Origin of the sequence: Bacillus sp. FSL E2-8868 (assembly GCF_038005505.1) — a bacterium.
In the GTDB taxonomy this organism is placed as follows: Bacteria; Bacillota; Bacilli; order Bacillales; family Bacillaceae_G; genus Bacillus_A; species Bacillus_A mycoides.
This window is the reverse complement of record NZ_JBBOTI010000002.1, coordinates 1188131-1210448: the sequence shown is the minus strand read 5'-3', so window position 1 is coordinate 1210448 and position 22318 is coordinate 1188131. Positions and strand designations below refer to the sequence as shown.

Sequence of the window (22318 nt, the reverse complement as noted above, 5' to 3'; positions counted from 1 at the left end):
GAATTGAATACGTTAAAACTCCCACCTAATTTTTAGGTGGGAGTTTTACTATCAGCAAGTAAAAAAATAAAAGCTTTGTATTTATGCAAAAAGTGGACACATTTTCTCATCTCGTTCATATAATTTACCAATACAAAAAAAGTTGGTCGAAGGAAAGAAGGGAAAGTATGTCGGAACGGATATATAATAAACTTGTATTGTATGCAAACATTTTGCAAAAAATTGGTGTTATTAATGAAAAAGAAAAAAGTGAAATCCTTCATACGATAGGCAAAAAAGCCCTTTGAGTAAAGGGTTTTTTATTTTTTATCTATGGAAATATAAACTTAATGTAATATTCTTGTTGACAATGATAATGAGATTCATTATCATTTATTATGTTAGCGATTGATAGTAATTATCAATTGGAATATATATAAGATAAGGGGATATTATTTTGAAAAAAAGTTATATTAAAGCTCTAGTAGTAGCAACAACATTAGCTATTCCATTTGCTGCGTATTCTACTCCAGCGTTAGCAGCAATAAAAATTGAAGCAAACCAGTCGGTAGCAGCAGCCAGTGATCGCACGTATGATACTGAGATTAAAATATATAAGGATCAAAAAGATGAGCCATCTATGGTTTCTCAGTACATAAAAAATCCTAAAGTAGCAATTGAAGATGGGAAAAAAATCGTTACTGTAACAATACAAGATAGCGATTATTTTCAATATCTTAGAATAGAAGATAGAAATCAACCTGGTGTATTTCATGATGTGAAAGTTCTGTCAGAAGATAAAAGAAAAAATGGAACGAAAGTAGTCCAATTTGAAATTGGCGAATTTGAGCAGAAGCACAATATGCAAATGCATATATTTATTCCGGCTATTGGATATGATCACAAATATCAAGTTCAATTTGAAATTAAAGATCCAACTGTAGGTGAAAAAGAAACAGAGAAACCAGATGATAACTCTAATTCAGGCAATACGGAAACAGATAATCCAGTTGATAATCAAAATATGATAATAGATAACAAATTAAGAGAACTTGTTAATAAAAAAGTATTTAATAGAAAAGATTTAAATACACCAATTACGAAAGAAGAGTTATTACAAGTAAAGGACTTGTTTTTAAACACGAATGAGATTCTGGATTATAGTGCATTAAAATATATGCCAAATTTAAAATCTTTAACAGTTGCGAATGCGAAGATAACAGATCCGTCGTTCTTTGCGAATTTAAAGCAATTAAATCATTTAGCTTTGCGTGGTAATGAATTTTCAGATGTAACACCACTTGTTAAGATGGAAAATTTAGAATCTCTTGATTTGAGTAATAATAAAATTACAAACGTTGCACCACTAATTGAAATGAAAAATGTAAAAAGTTTATATCTATCAGGCAACCAAATAGAAGATGTAACAGCATTAGCGAAAATGGAACAACTAAATTACTTGAATTTAGCAAATAATAAAATTACGGATGTTGCTCCATTAAGCGCATTGAAAAATGTAACATACTTAACTTTAGCAGGTAATCAAATTGAAGATATTAAACCGTTATATTCATTACCTTTAAAGGACTTAGTATTAACGCGTAATAAGGTTAAAGATTTATCGGGTATTGATCAAATGAATCAATTAAATAAATTATTTATCGGTAAAAATCAAATTGAAGATGTGACAACACTTGCTAAAATGACTCAGCTTACAGAATTAGATTTACCTAATAATGAGTTAAAGGATATTACTCCATTATCAAATCTAGTAAACTTACAAAAACTTGATTTAGAAGCAAATTATATTTCAGACTTATCGCCAGTTAGTAAGTTGAATAAGTTAGTATATTTAAGTTTTGTTGCAAATGAAATCCGCGATGTTAGACCAGTAATAGAACTAAGTAAGAAAGCTTATATTAATGTCCAAAACCAAAAAGTCTTTTTAGAGGATACAGAAGTAAATAAAGAAGTAAAAGTACCTATATACGAAAAAGACGGCGAGGTATCTACAAAAATCCGTCTGAAGAGTGATGGTGGTACGTATAGTAATGGTGTAGTGAAATGGAGTACACCAGGTGAGAAAGTATATGAATTTGGAGTGAAAGATCCATTTGCGGATACAGGAATCTTCTTTACAGGATCTGTAATTCAAAATGTAGTAGAAAGTAAAGGGGACAACAATTCTAAAGAAGACAATACTTCTAAAGAAGATGAGAAAGTAGAGGTAGTAGAATTTAAAGATGTACCAAAAGGACATTGGTCAGAAGAAGCAATTCATTATTTAGCGAAAGAAAATATTTTCAAGGGATATGGAAATGGACAATTTGGATTTGGGGATAGTATTACTCGTGGACAAGTTGCGTCTTTAGTACAAAGGTACTTGAAATTAGAAAATAAAGTAGAGCAGAAAGAGATGTTTACTGATACGAAAGGGCATATGTTTGAGCAAGATATTGCTACAGTTGCACAAGCAGGAATTATGCAAGGAGATGGTACAGGTAAGTTTCGTCCAGAAGGAGTATTAACTAGGTACGAGATGTCAGTAGTATTACAAAAAGTATTTCAGTTAAATGAAAATGAAAATAATTTGGAGAACTTTACAGACGTACCAACAGGTCATTGGGCAGAAGGATATGTGAAAGCATTAGTGGATAATAATATATCAAAAGGTGACGGGAATGGGAACTTTTTAGGGGATGATTTCGTAACACGTGAGCAATATGCGCAATTTCTGTATAGGGCAATAAAAAAATAATAAATGAGAAAAATACGTTATTCTTTAATAAGAAGAATAACGTATTTTTTATATGTACAAAATCAAGTGCTAAATAGACAGGAGTGTTTACATGTGATAGGCCTATTTTTCCGATAGGTGCTGAAACCATATTGACAAAAAGGCATTCTCGTGTGATAATTCAATTAAATTTTTAGAATAATCAAAAAACATTCCTTTTATATAGAAAGGATTTGAATATTATATTAATATTACGCCGGGGGTGACGAAATGTTATTTTTTCTGAAAAAATGGAACGAATTAAAAGATGTGAAAGCAGAATTGGCACTTCGCGATTGGTTTTATGGTACGAAAATTAGTTTATCGATGTGTACGTCAAAAGAGCCATTAACATTTTTAGTGAATGTAGAGGGAAGAGATAAAGGGGTATTTTCTGAAGAAGATTTTATTGTCGTAAATTGCATGTGTGAGCCAGTATTTGAAAACGAAGAAAAACCAGCTATAGAGTCATTTATGCATGCGGATATTTATAAAAAAAGTAGTGCAGAATGCATTTTACAAGTACAGACTGTAGATAGTCATTTAATGTCAGAGCTATATGGGAAAGAAGGAGAAGTAACATTCGAAAAACGTAGTGTGGAACGTGTTTTTGGAAAAGACGGTATTACAGAAATGACAATTCCAATTGTAGAAGATGAAAAGAAATTCGCTAATTTATTAGAAAATAATGTTCCGAATTTTATTGAAGGTGGAGGAGTAGTCCTTGTTCATAATTACGGAATGATCGTGTGGGGGAAAACTCCAGAAGAAGCGAAAAAATGGTTGGAAGGTATAGAGTATTTAATGAACTATCACGTAAAGCTTTTAATGATAAAAGGGGCAAAAAGTTCTGTTATATAAAGATGTATTCACAGAGATTACCATCCCCTAAAAATGAAAGCGTTTTAAAAAGAAATTTCACTCATAAAATATAGGTCTCCTTATTATATATAGATTACATGTTGACATGTAAGGAGGAACATATTTTGCGAGTTAAATATCATTTTCTGCCAAAACAGCAGGTGACATTTTGCAAAACGAATGATTCTGGTGAAAAGGCGTTACAAATTATGAATGAAACGGGATTTCGCGCAATCCCTGTATTAGCAGAAAATGAGAAGGAATTCACGGGGATTATTTATAAAGTAGATCTTTTAGAAAAGAAGTGTAATAGCAGATTAGAGGATGTAAGTACAGAAGATGTACTGGAAAATCCAAATTCGTTTATTTTTGAAAAGGATTCTTTTTTTAGAGCTTTTTACGTTATTCGTCGTCTCCCGTTTTTAGCGGTTTTAAATGAGTATAATGAATTTGTCGGCATTTTAACACACTCTAATGTATTTGATGTTATTGAGGATTCGTTCGGTATGCGGACGGGTGGTTATATATTAACAATTGCAACACAAGATTGTAAGGGAACAATTAAAGAGCTTGGGACATTATTAAAAGCATATAATATCGGTGGACTGTTTACGCTTGATAACGGTGATCAATATATTCGCCGTGTTATCGTAAATATATCGGATGAGTTAAATGAAAAAAAATTAAAGCAATTAATTGAAAAGATAGAGAAAAAGGGATTTAGGGTGAGTCATGTAGATTATATTTAAGTTGAAAAGGAAAGGTACCTATCTGCTATGTGTAGATAGGTATCTTTTTTAGTACGAGAAATGAATTTTATTTTGAAACAGAAGGTGGAGATAATGCTAAATCAGATAAAAAAATAAAGTCTGCATGCTCACGAATTTTAGGAATAGAAGTTTCGATAATACGTGATGTAATTTCACCTGGAGCCCCAACGTGTCCGATAGCTACCATAATGGGTTTGTCTTGGATTTTTTTTATGAGTAATTGTGCTTGTTTTGAAATGTGACTTACCGTATATACATCATCAAAAAATAATTGGTTTTCAATAATAGGAACGCCTAATTCTTTACCGATTTTTGGGACAACACTATTAGGGTTTGTTTTACTATCTAAATAAAATAAACCGTGCTTTTTACAGGCAGAAAGTATAAGACGTACAATCCTTTCATCAGCGGTTACTTTTGATCCCATATGATTGTTCATTCCTATTGCATGAGGTATTTCTTGAATTGCTTGTTCGAGTCGGTTGTTTATTTCTTCATCGCTTAAATCTGTTGTAATCGCTTTTGGTCCAAGCCACTCTTTTTTTCCTCTAATTGGTTCCATTGGCATATGTATAATAACTTCATGCCCTTTTTTATGGGCAGCTATTGCATCTTGTTTAGTAGAAGGAAGAAATGGCATAACAGCAACAGTGAGTGGAATAGGAAGTGATAACATCTTATCTGTGCCTTTCATATTATTGCCGAAATCATCGATGACAATAGCAACTTTATTCGTATGAGCGTTTGCTTGAATAGGAAAGAGGAAGAATGGTATGAACAGGGTGAAGATGAGAACTGTAATAGTATATTTGCGCATATAAATATTTCCTTTCTATTTTATCCCGCTATTTGCGGACAGTAAGACTCCCACCTCAAAATTTGGCTGGAGTAAAGAAGTTAGGTGGAAAATCCACTGCCCGTAAACGCCCGATTGGTGAAGCCTAATAATTAGTGGGGGATGGACAAAACCCCCACTGATTAAAGTTCACTTTATCAATCATCATTATGTTTTGCGTTTTTACATAAATTAAACAAAAAATGTCGAAGAAAAGTACATTGAAAATAGAGAATCCACTGTTTACTGAGTATTTACAAAAAAGAAGATGAAAAAAATGTCTATTATTGCGAATGTATTTACAAAGATAGAATAATTTGTAATAATTCTCAAAGTGAGGGTAAAGATTTGTAAATTACAGGGGAAAAATGTTAAATTTTCTGATTCTTCAATTTTAAATAGAATTAAGTGTTTAAAGGGCTAAAGTAGATGAGGCGTTGAGAGTATGGAAGAAAAATAAGGGGGATATGGATGTTTACTGTAAAAAGGAAGTACACATTAGAAAAGCTTTCGCATGATATTCATATGAAACGTGAAGAAATGATTCATTTAGGATTAACAAGTGGGTTAAATAGTATGGAGACAATTCAAGTTAGTCAAGAATTGGACAAGCTTATCGTACAGTATCAGCGTTACAAAGAAAAACAAACACCGAAATGGTTTTCAATTATAAAGGTTCCTATTTTTCAAATTGAGTATGAAGGGAAATCAAACAATTTTTGGAGAATGTTTGTAGCTGGTTTTATGAAATAAGTATAATTACCCTTTTAGGATAAGGATAATTATACTATGTGTAATGGAATCTCTATATGAACTGTCGTTCCTTTGTTTTCTTTACTATCAATAAATATATGCCCATTGTACATCTCTACAATTCGTTTACATATAACAAGCCCAAGACCTGTTCCAGTATCTTTATTAGTAAAGAACGGATGAAAGAGGTGTTTTTGAATATGTTTAGGAATCCCTTTTCCAGTATCAATAATTTGCAAGTGTGCGTGTTTTTCGTTGTTTGTTACTACAATGGTTAATGTATCACCAGAAGCCATGGCTTCAATTGCATTTTTTGTAATGTTTAAAACCACTTGTTTCATATGGTCTTTTGAGCAACGTATATGAACAGGATGGTCTGGCAAATGTAAATGAAATACAATGTTATGTAGATTCGATTCAGATTGGATAATTAATGCTACCTCATTAAGAATCGTTCTTACATCATATGTTTGTTCAATGATGGCAGTTGGTTTTCCAAGAATAAGAAATTCGCTTACAATTTCATTAATCCGCTCTATTTCTTGCTCGATTACGGAAAAGTAGAACTGATCCTGTTCATCTTTATATTTCTCTTTTAACAGAGCAACGAGTCCTTTAATTCCAGTAAGAGGGTTACGGATTTCATGAGCTGTACTAGCTGCAAAAGTTCCAACCAATTCAATTTTTTGTAGTTCATTTTGTTGTCTTTCTAGTTTTGTTTGACGTTTTAATAACATATATTGAGCAAGTAAAAATAAAATAGACATTAAAAATAAAGTAGCTATACACTCTATTGAAACTAACTGGTATAAAGTTTGTTGATGAATAGGTAACGGAGAAACAGAGACTTTCCAATTTAATCTTTGGAGTGGGGTAGTAAGCATGTTAGAATGCCCATCGCTTGTTTCGTTATTATCATCGGTTAGAAAAACTACATCATGTTTATCAGTCACTTCGAAATGATATTGTGGTTTAATAGCATTTAAAGAGGCTGAAATGTAGTCAAAGCGTAAACTTGCTAATAATAAGCCTGAGAGTTCCTTTTGTCTATTAAATATTGGAGACGCAATCATAATAGCTTGATGTCCAAGAACGCGATCTGTAATAACTGATGATACAGTTGTTTTCTTAGATTGCAAAGCATCTTGGATGTATTGGCGGTCAGAAACGTCAATAGGCGGCGAATCGCCTTGGGATGCGAGTGTAATCATCCCATCTGTCGTAGCGTAATATAGACCGGAAAAACGTTCATCATTTCCATCGGTATCATGTACAATCTGTTTAATCCCATTGATGTTTCCAGTTTCGGTCCCTACGACTTTTGCGAGCATTTCTAAGGCAGATATAGCTTCACCAAGGTGATGGTCTAAATAGTCTCTATATAAAAAGAGAACAGTGTGAGCAGATAGTTTGTTTGCCTGTTTCATTTGATAAGTGTGATATGAAAAAAATGTGGCACCAATCCCTATCGTTGGCAGTATAACAAGCAGTATGTAAAAAACTATGCTTTGTAATTTGACTTTCAAATTTGGTACTCCTTCTTTTTTTATTATCATTATATATAAACTATGTTAAAATTGTCATGTTTTTATTCAAGAATCATTTGCATTACATTAGGGAAAGGAAAAGGAATGAGTGAATATTCATTCGGAAGTTGTAATGAAGTGCTACGTTGCTTTTCTTTTTGTTGCGGAGAATTTAAGTGAAGGGTTGAAATGGTATGACATCAAATAATGAGCGAGAAGACATTTCTCAATCTTTAAAAGTATTTATTGCATTATCCCGTGTACATCGTTCTGTTATGGATACTACAAATAAATCCATACAAAGTAACGGATTAAATCCAACTGAGTTTGCTGTATTAGAATTACTATATCATAAAGGAGGCCAACCACTTCAGCAAATCGGTGAGCGTATTTTAATAGCTAGTGGCAGCATTACATACGTTGTAGATAAGCTAGAGAAAAAAGGGCTTGTAAAACGAATTCCATGCCCAAATGATAGGCGTGTTATTTATGCACAATTAACGGAGTCTGGAGAGAGCTTTATTGCTTCTATTTTTCCAGGTCATGAGCAAGTTATATATCAGTCTTTTGAAATGTTAACGAAGGATGAGAAGGATGAATTACTCGAGCTATTGAAAAAAATTGGAAAGTATGAAAAATGATGATATGTTCCAAAGGAGCTTTGGATAAAGAAATCCAAGGCTTTTTTGTGTGCATGTATTTATGACAGCATCTACCGCATTTTGCTGAAGAATAAGAGGAGATTTGTAAGTAAGAATTGAATTATAATAATGATGCATATAATGGAGAGGGGGCTCGTTCATGTCATTTAAAGACTATGAATATAAACGGCCAAATATTGAAGAATTAAAAGGGAAATTTACTGTTGCTTTAGAGAAGTTTGATAACGCAAAAACTGTAGAAGAACAAAAACAAGTTATCAATTCAATTAACGAAATTCGTAATGACTTTGGTACAATGGGGAACCTTTGTTACATTCGTCATTCTGTTGATACGACAGATGCCTTTTATAAGGATGAGCAGGATTTCTTTGATGAATTCTCTCCAGTTGTACAAGGGTATGGTACAAAGTATTATAATGTGTTAATTCATTCTCCATTCCGCGAAGAATTAGAAGCGTATTATGGAAAGCAATTATTTGCTCTAGCTGAATGTGATTTAAAAACATATTCAGATGAAGTAGTGAAAGATTTACAATTAGAGAATAAATTGTCTTCGCAATATACACAGTTATTAGCATCTGCAAAGATTGACTTTGCAGGAGAAGAAAGAACGTTATCGCAACTTATTCCGTTTATGCAAGGAAAAGAAAGAAGTGAACGCAAAGCAGCAAGTGAAGCATACTACGGATTTTTAGCTGAGAACGAGGAAGAGTTAGATCGTATTTATGATGAGCTTGTTAAAGTGAGAACGAAAATCGCAAAAACACTTGGTTTTAAAAACTTTGTTGAATTAGGATATGCAAGAATGTATCGTACAGATTATAATGCTGAAATGGTAGCGAACTATCGTCAGCAAGTATTAGATTATATCGTTCCAGTTGCAACCGAGTTAAGAAATAGACAAAAAGCACGCATTGGTGTAGAAAAGCTCGCTTATTATGATGAAAACTTTGAGTTTGCTACAGGTAATCCAACTCCAAAAGGCGATGCCGATTGGATTATTAATCACGGGAAAACAATGTATAAAGAATTATCAGCTGAAACAGATGAGTTTTTTAATTTCATGCTCGATAATGATTTATTAGATTTAGTTGCGAAAAAAGGAAAAGCTGGTGGTGGATATTGTACATATATCGAGAATTATAAAGCGCCATTCATCTTCTCAAACTTTAATGGAACGTCTGGGGACATTGATGTATTAACACATGAAGCTGGTCATGCTTTCCAAGTATATGAAAGTCGTAAGTATGAAATTCCAGAATATAATTGGCCAACATATGAAGCATGTGAAATCCATTCAATGAGTATGGAATTCTTTACATGGCCATGGATGAAGTTATTCTTTGAAGAAGATGCGGATAAATATTATTTCTCACACTTAAGTTCAGCACTTCTATTTTTACCGTACGGTGTATCTGTAGATGAATATCAACATTATGTATATGAAAATCCAGAAGCATCGCCAGCAGAACGTAAGTCAGCATGGCGTAACATAGAGAAGAAGTATTTACCACATCGTGATTATGAAGATAATGATTATTTAGAGCGTGGTGGTTTCTGGCAACGTCAAGGTCATATTTATAGCTCACCTTTCTATTATATTGACTACACGTTAGCTCAAATTTGTGCACTGCAATTTTGGAAACGTGCAAGAGATAATAGACAAGAGGCTTGGGAAGATTATGTGAATCTTTGTCAACAAGGTGGAAGTAAATCATTCTTAGAATTAGTAGAAGTTGCAAATTTAACATCACCATTCGCTGAAGGGTGTGTAAAAAGTGTAATTACAGAAATTGAAGCGTGGTTACGTGCTGTTGACGACACAAAATTGTAAAAAACATGCACTTTTTTCCTATGTTTAACATCGACATAATAGAAAAATGATGAGATAATAAAAGAAAATTCAGAATTATTTTAGGGGTGTTTCTAATGGGGAGCGCCCCTTTTCACCAACAAAAGGGGGGAAAGCACTATGCTTCAATCTAATATGGATGTTAGTTTAGAAACTTTAGTCCACTCATTACAGTCTACACGAAGCACGCTGTTATCAGAAATTGAAATGTTAAATGATACGGAGGTGAATGTAAAGCCACGCCGTGATAAATGGAGTATTATTCAAATTTTGCATCATTTGCATTTAGTTGAACAGTCTGTCACATCTGCCCTTGTATATGCTTTGCAAAAAAAAGAAAGAAAACTTGCTCCATTTAAAGACCTCCAACTTACGCTTGATCGCACACATAAAAGGGAAGCTCCTCAACAAATGAAACCAACAGAAACATTAATGAAAAAACTGCAAGGAATTCAATTACTAGAACATTCACGACAAGAATTATTACATGCCCTTCATAGTGTAATAGATGAAAAAGAATTATTTGAAAATGGATTAAAACATCCTATTTTTAATGATTTGAATTTATATCAATGGGTTCAATTTCTAGATTTACACGAACAAAGACATCTTACACAGCTAAAAGAAGCGAAACATGCAATTTTACAGCGTTAAAATGAAAGAAGTGGGGAACCGCTTCTTTTCTTTTTTACTCATGCATAGTTTTCTTTCTCATTTTGGAATACTACATGGAGAAAAGAAAAGAAGGAGTTGAAAAGCATGTCAAAGAAAAAGAGAGAAGAAGAGCGCGCCTGGAAAGCTCGGAAAGAAAATCAAAAGCCGCATGGGAAAGTGAAAGCTTTTGCAGAATTAGTTGAAGGAACAGAAAAAACGTGATGAAGTTCATCACGTTTTTTGTATGAGTGGGAAAGTTAATAAGAAAGTTGTACCTGTACCTTTTTCGCTCATAATATCAATCTTTCCATCCATTGCTTGAATGACGCTGAAGACGACCATCATTCCGAGTCCGGTACCTTTTTCTTTCGTTGAGTAGAAAGGTGATCCAAGGCGTTTTATTTGTTCTTGATCCATACCAACTCCTGTATCTTTTATATATAATTGTATATGTTTATGGTCTGGAACTAATGTAAGAATAAGGTCGCCACCTGTAGGCATAGCCTCAATACAATTTTTAAAAATATTTAATAAACATTGGTTCAGTTTTTGCTTTTCGCCAGCGATAAAGAAAGATGTACTTTGTTTTATATAATTTATACGAACATTTGCTAAATTGGCGAGAGGTGTGATCAAAGACAACGCATGAAGTAATTCTTCCTCTACTTGTAATTTTTGTTCTTTTTCAATACTCGGTTTTGCAAAAGTTAAGTAGTCTGTAAGAACGTGATTTGCTTGTTCGATACCATTAATGGCTATGTCGATATATAATTTTCGTTCTTTCTCAGAACATGCATCTGACTGTAAAAGTTGTAAAAAACCTTTCGTTGCAGTTAAAGGATTACGAATTTCATGAGAGATAGAAGCTGCCATTTCGCCGATTAAATGAAATTTCTCAGCGTTCATAAGTTCATTTTGGAGACGAACTTGCATTTGTAATATGTGTAGTAAATATAAAATAAGGATTGTACCAATCATCGTACATAGTTCGTACACAATGATATGTGGTATATAATCTGCCTCATTTGTAACACTTGCAAGGAAAAATGGTATCCAACCAAATCCATAAGTAAGACTGTAAAAAATAGCAAGTGTTATTTTTATATGATTAGAACTTCGATTGAAAAATTTGTATGTTAATAGTAGAACAATAAATAGGAGAATAGAAGCGATAAAGGATGGAAACGCACCTATTCCTCCCAATAAAAAGCGATAAATGTTTAATACAGCTAAAATAGAACCACCAGCAATAGGCCCTCCCGTTAACGTGCCGACAATTAATACGATATGTCGCATGTCGAACTGAAAACCATTATTTGTTTTTGCTGCGAAAGTGATACATAGTATGGTAGCGAGGCAACACAATACAATAAATATGGCTGAATTTAATTTAGGAGATCGTTTCCCTTTCTGATTCCAAAATAAATGATATACGAGCATTGTAACGAGAATAGATAATATATTTAAAAAGAGGTAAATAATAAAGAGTTCCAGTGGGATGCCTCCTCTCTTTTAACATTAAATTAATCATACTATAAAATGAAATAAATGAAATGCGAAATAGCGGAAAAAATCAGAAATTTTTTCTGGTAGTATACAATATGTTACAATAATCTTTGTCAATGAAAGAAGAAATTCCGTGCACTGCATGGGAGAGGTTCGCGAACTCCCTCTATAAAAAACTATGGAAACAACAATATCATTAGGTATTGTTTTGTTTTTTTATTGTGACAGTTCAAGAACGTTCTTTCTTCTTATTCGTAGTAGAGAAGGAGAATGAGTGAAATGAAAAAAGAAAAAGCAGTTGTTGTTTTTAGTGGTGGACAAGATAGTACAACATGTTTATTTTGGGCGATACAGCAGTTTGAAGAAGTGGAAGCTGTAACATTTAACTACAATCAACGTCATAAATTAGAAATTGATTGTGCAGCGGAAATTGCGAAAGAGCTAGGAATTAAACATACGATACTAGATATGAGCCTATTAAATCAACTTGCTCCAAATGCGTTAACGAGAACGGATATGGAGATTACACATGAAGAAGGTGAATTGCCATCAACATTTGTAGATGGACGAAATTTACTATTTTTATCATTTGCGGCTGTATTAGCAAAACAAGTTGGAGCACGTCATATTGTAACGGGTGTATGTGAAACTGATTTCAGTGGTTATCCAGATTGTCGTGACGTGTTTGTGAAATCATTAAACGTTACATTAAATTTATCTATGGATTATCCGTTTGTTATTCATACACCACTTATGTGGATTGATAAAGCAGAGACATGGAAATTATCTGATGAACTTGGAGCATTTGAGTTTGTTAGAGAAAAAACATTAACATGTTATAACGGAATCATTGGTGATGGTTGCGGTGAATGTCCAGCATGTCAACTTCGTAAAGCGGGATTAGATACGTATCTACAAGAACGCGAAGGAGCGAGCAACTAATGGATAACTTTTTTGGATTTCGCATCGTAGAAAATTTGCAAAAAATGGACAAGGATATTCAGCGTGAACAACTCAAATATCATAATAAAAGAGTAATGGTCAGCAAGGAATTTACATTTGACGCAGCGCACCATTTACACTGCTATGAAGGGAAATGTAAAAATTTACATGGACACACATATAAAGTCGTATTTGGAATTAGCGGATATGTAAATGAAATAGGCCTTGCAATTGACTTTGGAGATATAAAAGAGATTTGGAAAAATGAAATAGAAATTTATTTAGATCATCGTTATTTAAACGAAACATTGCCAGAAATGAATACGACTGCTGAAAATATGGTCGTTTGGATTTATGAAAAGATGGCAGAAGCATTAACGAAAGATAATCGTGCGAACGAATATAAGGGAGCTCGTGTTGAATTTGTTCGTCTTTTTGAGACGCCGACTAGTTATGCGGAAGTAAGACGGGAGTGGATGCTCGATGAGTAAAATCCCCGTCTTAGAAATATTTGGTCCAACCATTCAAGGAGAAGGGATGGTTGTAGGACAAAAGACAATGTTTATCCGTACAGCGGGCTGTGATTATAGCTGTGCTTGGTGTGATTCTGCTTTTACATGGGATGGATCGGCCAAAGATCAAATTAAACAAATGACACCGGAAGACATTTGGAATGAGCTTGTAGAAATTGGTGGAGAAAATTTTTCTCATGTTACGATTTCGGGTGGAAATCCTGTTTTGCTGAAAAATATGCAATTTCTTCTTTCTATATTAAAGGAGAATGGAATGCGAACAGCGGTAGAAACGCAAGGGAGTAAATGGCAAGATTGGTTGCTTCAAATTGATGAGGTAACGATTTCTCCAAAACCACCAAGTTCAACTATGAAAACAGATTTTCATATGTTAGATTCTGTTATTCATAAACTAGCAGGGAAAGATTTTAGTTTAAAAGTAGTAGTATTCGATGATCAAGATTTTGAATATGCAGTTAAGATGCACGAGCGTTATCCGAATGTACCATTTTTCTTACAAGTAGGGAATGATGATACGAAAACAGTGGATGATGCGGTGCTTATAAAAAAACTATTAGAAAAATATGAGTGGCTTATTGAAAAAGCTGTGAATTGTAAAGAAATGAATGATGCGAAAGTACTGCCTCAGCTTCATGCGTTAGTATGGGGAAATAAACGAGGGGTATAATGAGAAGGGATGTTTAAAATGGCAGGAAGATTAGATGAAGATTTAAAAGATGTAACATTATTAGGAAATCAAAATACAAAATATGTATTTGAATATAGCCCGGAAATTTTAGAGGTATTTGATAATAACCATCCAAACCGTGATTACTTTGTAAAATTCAATTGTCCTGAATTTACAAGTTTATGTCCGAAAACAGGACAACCAGATTTTGCAACAATTTATATTAGCTACATTCCAGAACAAAGAATGGTAGAGAGTAAATCTTTAAAGCTATATTTATTTAGCTTCCGAAATCATGGTGACTTCCACGAAGATTGCATGAACGTTATTATGAATGATTTAATTAAATTAATGGATCCACGCTATATTGAGGTATGGGGGAAATTTACACCACGTGGTGGTATTTCAATCGATCCTTACTGTAACTACGGCCGCCCAGGAACTAAGTATGAGAAAATGGCAGACTACCGCATGATGAATCACGATTTATATCCAGAAAAGATCGATAATCGTTAATATAGAAAGAAAGGATCTGTATGATATACAGATCCTTTCTTTCTATTATATTATGCATGTTGATTAATGACAGTATAGTTTTTATGGCTTACAACTGTAAGAGGTTCCATATCTAGTTCTCTAAAATTCTCCATAATTGTTATATCAACAATAACGGAGTTTTGATTTACCTTTTGAACACGGCCTTGCATTCCACCTTTAAATTCAATGATATCTCCAGTTTCTGCGATCTGCATAAGCAACTCTCCTTGTTCCAGTTTTCCCAAAAAAAGAATAATTTGGGCTTTTTTATTTCTTCTTATTTTGAACTATATTTACTACTTTGTAAATGTTTCCAAAGTAAAAATTCGAAAAATATTCACTTTTTGTAAGGAAATATGTAAAAAATATTGTTTAGGAGAAGAATGATGAAAATGCATACATCTTTATACGGGAGTATAATAAAAGATACAATGACCTACTAAAGTGGGAGAAATTAGGGGCTGGAAAATGATGTTTGAAATTGTGGGGAGCTTTATAGCGATTTTATTATTTTTATTTTCATATATACAGTTGAAGAAAGTGCGTCATCATGAAACAACTACATATTTTGATGGACTGGATGGTGTGCACACTTCGATAACACATGATAGTGGTGGGGATATATAACTTTCTTTTTATGCATGGTATGATGGCAAGAAGAAATAGTACGTAATATAGTTCGTAAGTGATGAATGGGGAGTGGAAAGAATGCGAATTTCTTTTATTCGTCATGGTCGTTTGGACAGTACTATAGAGCCAATGACAATTATTTCATTTCGTGAATGGATGAAGCAATATGATTTAGGGACTACAGTAAAAGAAACTCCTATACCAATTGAAACAATTGAGGCGATTGAATCAGCGAAACTGGTTGTAACGAGTGATCAAAGGCGCGCTGTACAGTCAGCGGCTGAGTTATTGGATTCCCTATCTTTTGTGCAAAATCCTCTTTTTAGGGAAGCTGAAGTTCCAACGAGTTTTTATGCTCCAAAATGGTTGAAATGTAAACCGAATGTATGGATGTTTATTGGACGTACACGATGGATAGTTGGTTATAGCAAAGAGGTTGAGTCTTATAAGGAAGTACGAGAAAGAGCAAGGCAAGCCACTAATATGTTGCACCGCTATGCGCTCGTACATGGACATATTGCCCTTGTAGGTCATAGTTATTTTAATGCGATGATTGGGACTGAACTGAGGGCAATGGGGTGGTCTGGTTCGCCTATTTTCCATAGGAAGCCATGGGGGTGTACAACGTATACATTTCATGAGGCGATGGATGGAAATGTATTAAATACAAAATTAATTTAAAAGAGGCTGTCCCTTTGGCAGCCTCTTTCTCTGCATAACAAGTAAAAAAGAATTGTCCTTTTAAGATATAGAAACCAATGACCGTAATGGTTTTATTAGATGGGCATACGGTTCACCGACGAGCATAACGGTTTTATCTTCTTTGAAACCAAGTTTTTCATATAGTGAAAAAGCGCGTTTGTTTTCTAAATTAACAAGTAAGGCGATTTTTTCATGCCCTTTTTCAGTTGCATGAAGTTCAGCTGCATCGATTAATTTAGAGCCAATACCACGTCCACTGTAAATACTTGAAACTGACAACGTGTCAATATAATACTCATCAAGTTCAGCTTCTTTTTCTAACGTAATGGATTCGTCTTCATGTAGTTCTCTTAAGTAGTGTAGGATTGGTGCATCAAGTTGTTCAGCGTCACTACCGTGATAAACGACAATAACCCCAACTACCTTTCCACCTTGTTCAGCCACTAAACAGTTTTCATAGCTCAATCGATTATTTTCTTTTACGAACCATGTTTCAAGTCCTAGTATTACTTTTGCTTCAACTGTGCTACCTGTGATTTTTTCAGCAATTTCGTGCAGAGCGTTATACAATAAAGGTGCTACTTCTACCGCATCTGTCTTTTTTGCTTTCCGAATCATAGTATCCCTCCTAGTTCTAAATGTATATTGTAGCATAAAATAAAATATCAAACAGTGATTTGGAACTTTGTTATACAGGGCATCAAAAAGTTTGATATAGAGAAGTAGCTATGTTAGTATATGATATTTAGTGCGAATATAATAAAGTGATATAGATATAAAAATAATGAAAGTGAATTACATAATAGTAACGGGATAATTTTACCGTTGTGGACCTATAGAAGATGCGATAGAATAAAATATTGCAGAGAGGTGAAATACATGGATAAACAATTAGCAAATACAATTTTGGATCAGCTGAAAAATGATGAAATAAAGGAGTATGTTGCGACGAAAGATGTATTTTATACGTTCAGAGAAGTTGTTGTGAATCGAGAAGATTTTAAACATATTATCGGGAACGCACAGCGCGGTGGACAGGTAATTTATACATATTCAGAAACACCACGTTCATAAATAGAAGATAAAGGAGAGGAGAATTATGGGGGATTTTAAACAAGGCATATTGCCACATTGGGATTATATGTGGAAAGATAGAGCTGGGAATAGGTTTATGGGAATGGTTATGTATCCAGAGAAACGAAAATGTTCAGCAAAAATGCTTCAGAAAATAAAAAGGGCGTATGAACAAGCAGTAGAAATTAAAGTAACGGTACAAGTTCAACATACATATCAGTACGTAGAAGGAATGATCGTATACTTTGATGAAGAAGCTCCTATATGTACAATGCTCGATAAAGATGAGAATCCACATCATATATTTGTAAGAGATATTTTGCGTATTGAGCACCCTGAATAATTTTTTTCATAAATAAATTGAAGTTCCATAATAATAATCTTTTTCTATAATAGTTATCTTTTAGTATGTAACGAGGAACGAAAGAATATGTATAATATTTAATAAAGTAAAATTGATAAATGTAATCGTTTGTTAGAACAGATTATCGTTTAATATCTGTTCTTTTTTGCGTGATGCTGGAGAAATATATTACTCCAGCATTTACTGTTTTATGACAAAAAATATTGGTAACTTTTTTAAAAATAAGGTTAAATTCGTTGACAACTTTTTTGAAAAGCACTTTATTGACATGAGTTTTAGAATGTTGTTTCATAGTCTTTGTATTGAAAAAAATCGACGGTCATGTCGAAAAGTAAAATTTAAAAAAAGAAAGAATTTATACATATATCTTGTGTCTTATTTTGAAACGTAATACAATATATAGAGAAATCAAGAAACGACATACAGAGAATATAGATTGGAGAGGGAGGGTCGGAAATGTTAGTTGCATATGATTCTATGACAGGAAACGTGAAGCGTTTCATTCACAAATTAAATATGCCGGCCGTTCAAATTGATGAAGCTCTAGTATTAGATGAAGACTTTATTCTTATTACGTATACAACAGGTTTTGGAAATGTACCGGAACGTGTTTTAGACTTTTTAGAACGCAATAATGAAAAATTAAAAGGCGTATCTGCAAGTGGCAATCGTAATTGGGGAGACATGTTTGGTGCAAGTGCTGACAAAATCTCTACTAAATATGAAGTGCCTATTGTATCAAAATTTGAGTTATCTGGAACAAATAATGATGTAGAATATTTTAAAGAAAGGGTGCGGGAGATTGCGACACATTGAACTGAATAATGAAATCACGCAAATGCAGGACGGTTTTTATCAGCTTCATAAAGATAAAGAGGCATTAGAAGTCTTTATGGAAGAAGCTAGAGAGAATACCGTTCATTTTAATAGCGTGGCAGAGCGAATGGAGTATATGAAAGAACATGATTACTATTACAACGTTCTGGACGAGTATAGCTTGGAGGAAGTAGAAGGAGTTTATAACATCGCTTATGGTGAAAACTTCGAGTTCCAATCTTATATGGCAGCATCTAAGTTCTATAAAGATTATGCGTTAAAAACGAATGATCAAAAACAATACTTAGAAAGCTATGAAGATCGTGTAGCAATTGTGTCATTATACTTAGGACGCGGTGATGTTGCGAAGGCAAAACACTTCGCAAGCATGATTGTAAAACAAAACTACCAACCAGCGACACCAACCTTTTTAAATGCGGGACGAAGCAGAAGAGGAGAAATGGTGTCTTGTTTCTTGTTAGAGATGGATGATAGCTTAAATTCAATCGGCTTTAACATTAATACTGCAATGCAATTATCGAAAATCGGTGGTGGAGTAGCTTTAAACTTATCTAAGCTACGTGCACGTGGTGAGCAAATTAAAGGTATTGATAACGCCGCAAGTGGTGTAGTACCTGTTATGAAATTACTTGAAGATTCGTTTTCGTATGCGAATCAGTTGGGTTAACTTTATGGCTCAACTATAAAACCAGGTCAATTGCTGGAACGCCTGAGTATATCAAGGTAGGATACTACGAAGAAATTACGTAGCGAACCCTGAAAATCCAAGATTGCAGGAAATCAGCAGCCGAGCTCCTAAATTTATTAGATAAGGAGAAGGTTCAACGACCAAGTGGCTATGTAGGTGACTAAGTAGCTCGAACCTGGCTTCTCAAAACAAACAAATTCAAAGGGTGTATACATTTATTATAGTTTATGCCATATTCATGTGCATCAAACATATGATAAATGGTTAAATGAAGAATTTGGCGAGAAGAAGATATGGTCTGAACTCTATAGCGATATAGAGAGGATAGCAGAAATGACTATCCCCCATACGTTTTGACGATATGGAGTAACAATATGCAACGAAAAGGTGCAGGTGCAGTATACTTAAACATTTTCCATTGGGATATTATTGAATTCCTTGATACCAAAAAAATAAATGCCGATGAGAAGAGCCGTATTCAGTCTCTATCAATCGGAATTATCGTTCCAAGTAAGTTCTTTGAGCTTGCTGAGAAAAACGAACCTTTCCATGTTTTCGCGCCTTATACAGTATTTAAAGAGTACGGAAAACATTTAGATGATATAGATATCGACGAAATGTACGATGAATTAATGAGCAATCCGAAAGTGAAGAAGAAGCCACTAGATATTAGTGCGCGTGATATGCTTATTAAAATTGCTATGATTCAGCTTGAGTCTGGTTACCCATACTTAATGTTTAAATCAAATGCAAATAACCAGCATCCACTGAAGGATATTGGAACTGTGAAGATGTCGAACTTATGTACAGAAATCTTCCAGCTACAAGAAACTTCTGAAATAAATGATTACGGTACAGAAGACATTATCCGCCGTGATATTAACTGTAACTTAGGATCGTTAAATATCGTAAACGTAATGGAAAATAAAGAAATTCGTGAAGCAGTTCATGCGGGAATGGAAGCTTTAACAGCTGTTTCTGATATGACGATCATTCCGAATGCCCCAACTGTGAAAAAAGCAAATGATGAGCTTCATTCAGTTGGACTTGGAGCAATGAACTTACATGGATATTTAGCAAAAAATAAAATCGCTTATGAAAGTGCTGAAGCGAAAGAATTCGCTCGTACATTCTTTATGATGTTAAATTACTACTCGATTGAGAAAAGTATGGAGATCGCTAAAGAAAAAGGCGAAACATTTAAAGACTTCGATAAGTCTGATTATGCAAACGGCACATACTTTGAAAAGTATGAAACGACAGATTACAGCCCAGTAACTGAAAAAATTCAGCAATTATTTGAAGGAATTCATATTCCAACAAAAGAAGATTGGACAAGTTTAAAAGAGCAAGTACAGAAGAATGGTTTATACAACTCATATCGTCTTGCAATCGCTCCGACACAATCGATCAGTTACGTTCAAAATGCAACTTCAAGCGTAATGCCAATCGTAAGTCAAATTGAATCAAGAACGTATGCGAATGCGACAACATATTATCCAATGCCGTATTTATCAAAAGATACGTTCTGGTACTATAAATCTTCTTATGATATGAATCAGTTTAAATTAATTGATTTAATCGCAGAAGTTCAAGAACATATTGACCAAGGAATTAGTACAATTCTTTATGTTAATAGTGATATTTCAACACGTGAGTTAGCACGTTACTACATTTATGCACATAAAAAAGGCTTGAAGAGTCTTTATTATACGAGAACACGTAAATTAAGCGTGGAAGAGTGCGTGGCTTGTACCGTTTAATATAAAAAGTGAGACATTATGAGCAGGGTTTTTCTGAACCCTGCTCATGCTTAGTTATCAATTTTTTATGTTTATTTAGAGAAGGGGCGATTTAATGCGTGCGGTAAACTGGAACAAAAAAGAAGATGATTTTAGTTTAATGTTTTGGAAGCAAAACATCGCTCAGTTTTGGACAGAAGAAGAAATCGCAGTGTCTTCTGACAAAAATACTTGGGCACAATTATCAAAAGAAGAGCAAATTGCTTATAAGCGTGTATTAGGTGGTTTAACACTTTTAGATACGAAACAAGGTGGCGAAGGGATGCCACTTGTACTTGTTCATCTTGAAAATTTACAAGCGAAAAGTGTATTAGCTTTCATGGGCGCTATGGAAGAAGTACATGCGAAGAGTTACAGCCATATTTTCACAACGTTAGCTACTGAAGAAGAAATTGATGATATTTTTGAATGGGTAGATAACCATCCATTACTTGAGAAAAAAGCTGGTATTGTTACTAGTTACTATCGTCGCTTATTAAAGCCTGAAGTAACGAAAAAAGAGTTATACATGGCAATGGTAGCAAGTGTGTTCTTAGAAAGTTACTTATTCTATAGTGGATTCTTCTATCCACTTTACTTAGCGGGTCAAGGTAAATTGACGGCAAGTGGTGAGATTATTAACTTAATAATTCGTGACGAGTCAATTCACGGCGTATTCGTTGGTATTTTAGCACAACAAATCTTCACAGAACTTTCTGCAGAAGAGCAACAAGAAGTACAAACGGAAACGCAAGAGTTATTAATGGAACTGTATGAAATTGAATTGGCATATACAGAAGAAATTTACACTTCTATCGGTCTTGTAGAGGATGTAAATCGTTTCGTTCGTTACAATGCGAATAAAGGACTTATGAACTTAGGACTTGAGCCGAAGTTTGAGGAAGAAGAAATTAACCCAATCGTTTTAAATGGTTTACGTACAGATACGAAAAACCATGACTTCTTCTCTGTAAAAGGAAATGGTTACGTAAAAGCAACGAATGTTGAAAAGTTAGCAGACGATGACTTCGTATTCAATTTTTAATATAGTGTTATAGAAAAAGCTGTCTTTATAGAAAAGACAGCTTTTTTGCTATGAATAGTTTACATAATGTTATTATTTCATGGGAATATTTTAATCTTGTAAAAGCCCAATTTTTGAGGAAGTGGGAATGAAAAAACAAGGATTAAAGTTGTATTTTTCATATTTAGTCGTATGAGAGATTGAATAACTTATGTCAAAATGAATAAAAAATGAGAAGAAATGAGGACCAACTCCACCTATACGTTCTTTCTAGTATTGAATTTTCAAATGCTAGAAATTTTGGCTTGAAAATTGCATGAATATTTAAAAAGTAACAAAAAGGGAGGTAATACTCGGTGTGATAT

At 33.8% G+C, this 22318-nt stretch carries 23 protein-coding genes, 2 pseudogenes and 1 riboswitch; of the genes and pseudogenes, 20 read left to right on the top strand and 5 right to left on the bottom strand.

Annotated features, from left to right (window positions below; genetic code table 11):
- Positions 1 to 436 precede the first annotated feature (436 nt).
- From NSS74_RS17120 to cbpA, 3 genes are all read left to right on the top strand, one after another.
- Positions 437 to 2737 (top strand): NEAT domain-containing leucine-rich repeat protein, encoded by a 2301-nt coding sequence (locus tag NSS74_RS17120; RefSeq protein ID WP_002140931.1) that lies wholly within the window; start codon positions 437 to 439, stop codon positions 2735 to 2737.
- A 249-nt stretch (positions 2738 to 2986) separates the two neighbouring features.
- Entirely contained in the window at positions 2987 to 3616 is a 630-nt protein-coding gene (locus tag NSS74_RS17115) for a class II aldolase/adducin family protein (RefSeq protein WP_002011549.1), read from the top strand.
- Positions 3617 to 3741: 125 nt separating this feature from the next.
- Complete coding sequence (gene cbpA / locus NSS74_RS17110) at positions 3742 to 4365, top strand: cyclic di-AMP binding protein CbpA (RefSeq protein WP_002140932.1); 624 nt, start codon at positions 3742 to 3744, stop codon at positions 4363 to 4365.
- 67 nt (positions 4366 to 4432) lie between these two features.
- Here cbpA and NSS74_RS17105 read toward each other — a convergent pair whose 3' ends face one another.
- Entirely contained in the window at positions 4433 to 5203 is a 771-nt protein-coding gene (locus NSS74_RS17105; RefSeq protein ID WP_002011545.1) for a divergent polysaccharide deacetylase family protein, read from the bottom strand.
- A 489-nt stretch (positions 5204 to 5692) separates the two neighbouring features.
- Here NSS74_RS17105 and NSS74_RS17100 point away from each other — a divergent pair, with 489 nt between their 5' ends.
- The gene (locus tag NSS74_RS17100) at positions 5693 to 5974 is read left to right on the top strand and encodes an aspartyl-phosphate phosphatase Spo0E family protein (protein ID WP_002030543.1); all 282 of its coding nucleotides are present in this window, start codon (positions 5693 to 5695) and stop codon (positions 5972 to 5974) included.
- Between the two features lie 29 nt (positions 5975 to 6003).
- Here the strand turns inward: NSS74_RS17100 and NSS74_RS17095 are convergent, their stop codons facing one another.
- Positions 6004 to 7500, bottom strand: coding sequence for a DUF3149 domain-containing protein (locus tag NSS74_RS17095; protein ID WP_002140933.1), 1497 nt, complete (start codon positions 7498 to 7500; stop codon positions 6004 to 6006).
- Between the two features lie 194 nt (positions 7501 to 7694).
- Between NSS74_RS17095 and NSS74_RS17090 the strand changes: the two genes are divergently transcribed.
- From NSS74_RS17090 to NSS74_RS17075, 4 genes are all read left to right on the top strand, one after another.
- Positions 7695 to 8141 (top strand): MarR family winged helix-turn-helix transcriptional regulator, encoded by a 447-nt coding sequence (locus tag NSS74_RS17090; protein ID WP_002011538.1) that lies wholly within the window; start codon positions 7695 to 7697, stop codon positions 8139 to 8141.
- 160 nt (positions 8142 to 8301) lie between these two features.
- Positions 8302 to 9996 carry a M3 family oligoendopeptidase gene (locus NSS74_RS17085; protein WP_002140935.1) on the top strand — a complete coding sequence of 565 codons (1695 nt, stop codon included), beginning with the start codon at positions 8302 to 8304 and terminating at the stop codon, positions 9994 to 9996.
- Positions 9997 to 10134: 138 nt separating this feature from the next.
- Entirely contained in the window at positions 10135 to 10668 is a 534-nt protein-coding gene (locus NSS74_RS17080; RefSeq protein ID WP_002030551.1) for a DinB family protein, read from the top strand.
- 105 nt (positions 10669 to 10773) lie between these two features.
- Entirely contained in the window at positions 10774 to 10890 is a 117-nt protein-coding gene (locus NSS74_RS17075; RefSeq protein WP_000038354.1) for a DUF6254 family protein, read from the top strand.
- 9 nt (positions 10891 to 10899) lie between these two features.
- Here NSS74_RS17075 and NSS74_RS17070 read toward each other — a convergent pair whose 3' ends face one another.
- A complete protein-coding gene (locus NSS74_RS17070) occupies positions 10900 to 12108 on the bottom strand; it encodes an ATP-binding protein (protein WP_002140936.1) in 1209 nt (402 codons plus the stop codon).
- Positions 12109 to 12316: 208 nt separating this feature from the next.
- Positions 12317 to 12360, top strand: a riboswitch (PreQ1 riboswitch).
- Positions 12361 to 12453: 93 nt separating this feature from the next.
- Here NSS74_RS17070 and queC point away from each other — a divergent pair.
- Genes queC through queF form a run of 4 tightly spaced genes read left to right on the top strand, consistent with a single transcriptional unit; the run spans position 12454 to position 14832 of the window.
- A complete protein-coding gene (gene queC / locus NSS74_RS17065; protein WP_002086813.1) occupies positions 12454 to 13116 on the top strand; it encodes a 7-cyano-7-deazaguanine synthase QueC in 663 nt (220 codons plus the stop codon).
- A complete protein-coding gene (gene queD, locus NSS74_RS17060; RefSeq protein ID WP_002011526.1) occupies positions 13116 to 13607 on the top strand; it encodes a 6-carboxytetrahydropterin synthase QueD in 492 nt (163 codons plus the stop codon). Before queC ends, queD begins: the two co-directional genes overlap by 1 nt.
- Positions 13600 to 14316 (top strand): 7-carboxy-7-deazaguanine synthase QueE, encoded by a 717-nt coding sequence (gene queE, locus NSS74_RS17055; RefSeq protein ID WP_002126181.1) that lies wholly within the window; start codon positions 13600 to 13602, stop codon positions 14314 to 14316. Before queD ends, queE begins: the two co-directional genes overlap by 8 nt.
- Positions 14317 to 14334: 18 nt before the next feature.
- Entirely contained in the window at positions 14335 to 14832 is a 498-nt protein-coding gene (queF, locus tag NSS74_RS17050) for a preQ(1) synthase (protein WP_002140938.1), read from the top strand.
- A 50-nt stretch (positions 14833 to 14882) separates the two neighbouring features.
- Here queF and NSS74_RS17045 read toward each other — a convergent pair whose 3' ends face one another.
- The gene (locus NSS74_RS17045) at positions 14883 to 15068 is read right to left on the bottom strand and encodes a YkvS family protein (RefSeq protein ID WP_002064385.1); all 186 of its coding nucleotides are present in this window, start codon (positions 15066 to 15068) and stop codon (positions 14883 to 14885) included.
- Between the two features lie 253 nt (positions 15069 to 15321).
- On the opposite strand from NSS74_RS17045, the gene NSS74_RS17040 reads away from it, so the two are divergent.
- The gene (locus tag NSS74_RS17040; protein ID WP_002086806.1) at positions 15322 to 15480 is read left to right on the top strand and encodes a hypothetical protein; all 159 of its coding nucleotides are present in this window, start codon (positions 15322 to 15324) and stop codon (positions 15478 to 15480) included.
- Positions 15481 to 15561: 81 nt separating this feature from the next.
- The gene (locus NSS74_RS17035) at positions 15562 to 16164 is read left to right on the top strand and encodes a histidine phosphatase family protein (RefSeq protein ID WP_002140939.1); all 603 of its coding nucleotides are present in this window, start codon (positions 15562 to 15564) and stop codon (positions 16162 to 16164) included.
- A gap of 60 nt (positions 16165 to 16224) precedes the next feature.
- Here the strand turns inward: NSS74_RS17035 and NSS74_RS17030 are convergent, their stop codons facing one another.
- Entirely contained in the window at positions 16225 to 16803 is a 579-nt protein-coding gene (locus tag NSS74_RS17030) for a GNAT family N-acetyltransferase (protein ID WP_002140940.1), read from the bottom strand.
- Positions 16804 to 17064: 261 nt separating this feature from the next.
- On the opposite strand from NSS74_RS17030, the gene NSS74_RS17025 reads away from it, so the two are divergent.
- From NSS74_RS17025 to nrdF, 6 genes and pseudogenes are all read left to right on the top strand, one after another.
- Positions 17065 to 17259, top strand: coding sequence for a hypothetical protein (locus NSS74_RS17025; protein WP_002011514.1), 195 nt, complete (start codon positions 17065 to 17067; stop codon positions 17257 to 17259).
- Positions 17260 to 17284: 25 nt separating this feature from the next.
- The gene (locus NSS74_RS17020; RefSeq protein WP_002030565.1) at positions 17285 to 17602 is read left to right on the top strand and encodes a hypothetical protein; all 318 of its coding nucleotides are present in this window, start codon (positions 17285 to 17287) and stop codon (positions 17600 to 17602) included.
- Between the two features lie 477 nt (positions 17603 to 18079).
- On the top strand, positions 18080 to 18439 hold the full coding sequence (gene nrdI, locus NSS74_RS17015) for a class Ib ribonucleoside-diphosphate reductase assembly flavoprotein NrdI (RefSeq protein ID WP_000959445.1): 360 nt from the start codon (positions 18080 to 18082) through the stop codon (positions 18437 to 18439).
- Positions 18426 to 19124, top strand: a pseudogene (locus NSS74_RS17010) (ribonucleotide reductase N-terminal alpha domain-containing protein); the annotation flags it as partial. The gene nrdI and the pseudogene NSS74_RS17010, both read left to right, overlap by 14 nt.
- Positions 19125 to 19525: 401 nt before the next feature.
- A pseudogene (locus tag NSS74_RS17005) lies at positions 19526 to 20911 on the top strand (ribonucleoside-diphosphate reductase subunit alpha); the annotation flags it as partial.
- A 94-nt stretch (positions 20912 to 21005) separates the two neighbouring features.
- Entirely contained in the window at positions 21006 to 21974 is a 969-nt protein-coding gene (gene nrdF, locus NSS74_RS17000; RefSeq protein WP_002011508.1) for a class 1b ribonucleoside-diphosphate reductase subunit beta, read from the top strand.
- The last annotated feature ends 344 nt before the right edge of the window (positions 21975 to 22318 follow it).

What these genes read in the sequence shown, in the direction of transcription:
- NSS74_RS17115 (WP_002011549.1), top strand. Translation starts at nt 2,987, where the DNA reads ATGTTATTTTTTCTGAAAAAATGGAACGAATTAAAAGATGTGAAAGCA.
- NSS74_RS17105 (WP_002011545.1), bottom strand. Translation starts at nt 5,203, where the DNA reads ATGCGCAAATATACTATTACAGTTCTCATCTTCACCCTGTTCATACCA.
- NSS74_RS17100 (WP_002030543.1), top strand. Translation starts at nt 5,693, where the DNA reads ATGTTTACTGTAAAAAGGAAGTACACATTAGAAAAGCTTTCGCATGAT.
- NSS74_RS17090 (WP_002011538.1), top strand. Translation starts at nt 7,695, where the DNA reads ATGACATCAAATAATGAGCGAGAAGACATTTCTCAATCTTTAAAAGTA.
- NSS74_RS17085 (WP_002140935.1), top strand. Translation starts at nt 8,302, where the DNA reads ATGTCATTTAAAGACTATGAATATAAACGGCCAAATATTGAAGAATTA.
- NSS74_RS17080 (WP_002030551.1), top strand. Translation starts at nt 10,135, where the DNA reads ATGCTTCAATCTAATATGGATGTTAGTTTAGAAACTTTAGTCCACTCA.
- NSS74_RS17075 (WP_000038354.1), top strand. Translation starts at nt 10,774, where the DNA reads ATGTCAAAGAAAAAGAGAGAAGAAGAGCGCGCCTGGAAAGCTCGGAAA.
- NSS74_RS17070 (WP_002140936.1), bottom strand. Translation starts at nt 12,108, where the DNA reads ATGCTCGTATATCATTTATTTTGGAATCAGAAAGGGAAACGATCTCCT.
- queC (WP_002086813.1), top strand. Translation starts at nt 12,454, where the DNA reads ATGAAAAAAGAAAAAGCAGTTGTTGTTTTTAGTGGTGGACAAGATAGT.
- queD (WP_002011526.1), top strand. Translation starts at nt 13,116, where the DNA reads ATGGATAACTTTTTTGGATTTCGCATCGTAGAAAATTTGCAAAAAATG.
- queE (WP_002126181.1), top strand. Translation starts at nt 13,600, where the DNA reads ATGAGTAAAATCCCCGTCTTAGAAATATTTGGTCCAACCATTCAAGGA.
- queF (WP_002140938.1), top strand. Translation starts at nt 14,335, where the DNA reads ATGGCAGGAAGATTAGATGAAGATTTAAAAGATGTAACATTATTAGGA.
- NSS74_RS17045 (WP_002064385.1), bottom strand. Translation starts at nt 15,068, where the DNA reads ATGCAGATCGCAGAAACTGGAGATATCATTGAATTTAAAGGTGGAATG.
- NSS74_RS17040 (WP_002086806.1), top strand. Translation starts at nt 15,322, where the DNA reads ATGATGTTTGAAATTGTGGGGAGCTTTATAGCGATTTTATTATTTTTA.
- NSS74_RS17035 (WP_002140939.1), top strand. Translation starts at nt 15,562, where the DNA reads ATGCGAATTTCTTTTATTCGTCATGGTCGTTTGGACAGTACTATAGAG.
- NSS74_RS17030 (WP_002140940.1), bottom strand. Translation starts at nt 16,803, where the DNA reads ATGATTCGGAAAGCAAAAAAGACAGATGCGGTAGAAGTAGCACCTTTA.
- NSS74_RS17025 (WP_002011514.1), top strand. Translation starts at nt 17,065, where the DNA reads ATGGATAAACAATTAGCAAATACAATTTTGGATCAGCTGAAAAATGAT.
- NSS74_RS17020 (WP_002030565.1), top strand. Translation starts at nt 17,285, where the DNA reads ATGGGGGATTTTAAACAAGGCATATTGCCACATTGGGATTATATGTGG.
- nrdI (WP_000959445.1), top strand. Translation starts at nt 18,080, where the DNA reads ATGTTAGTTGCATATGATTCTATGACAGGAAACGTGAAGCGTTTCATT.
- nrdF (WP_002011508.1), top strand. Translation starts at nt 21,006, where the DNA reads ATGCGTGCGGTAAACTGGAACAAAAAAGAAGATGATTTTAGTTTAATG.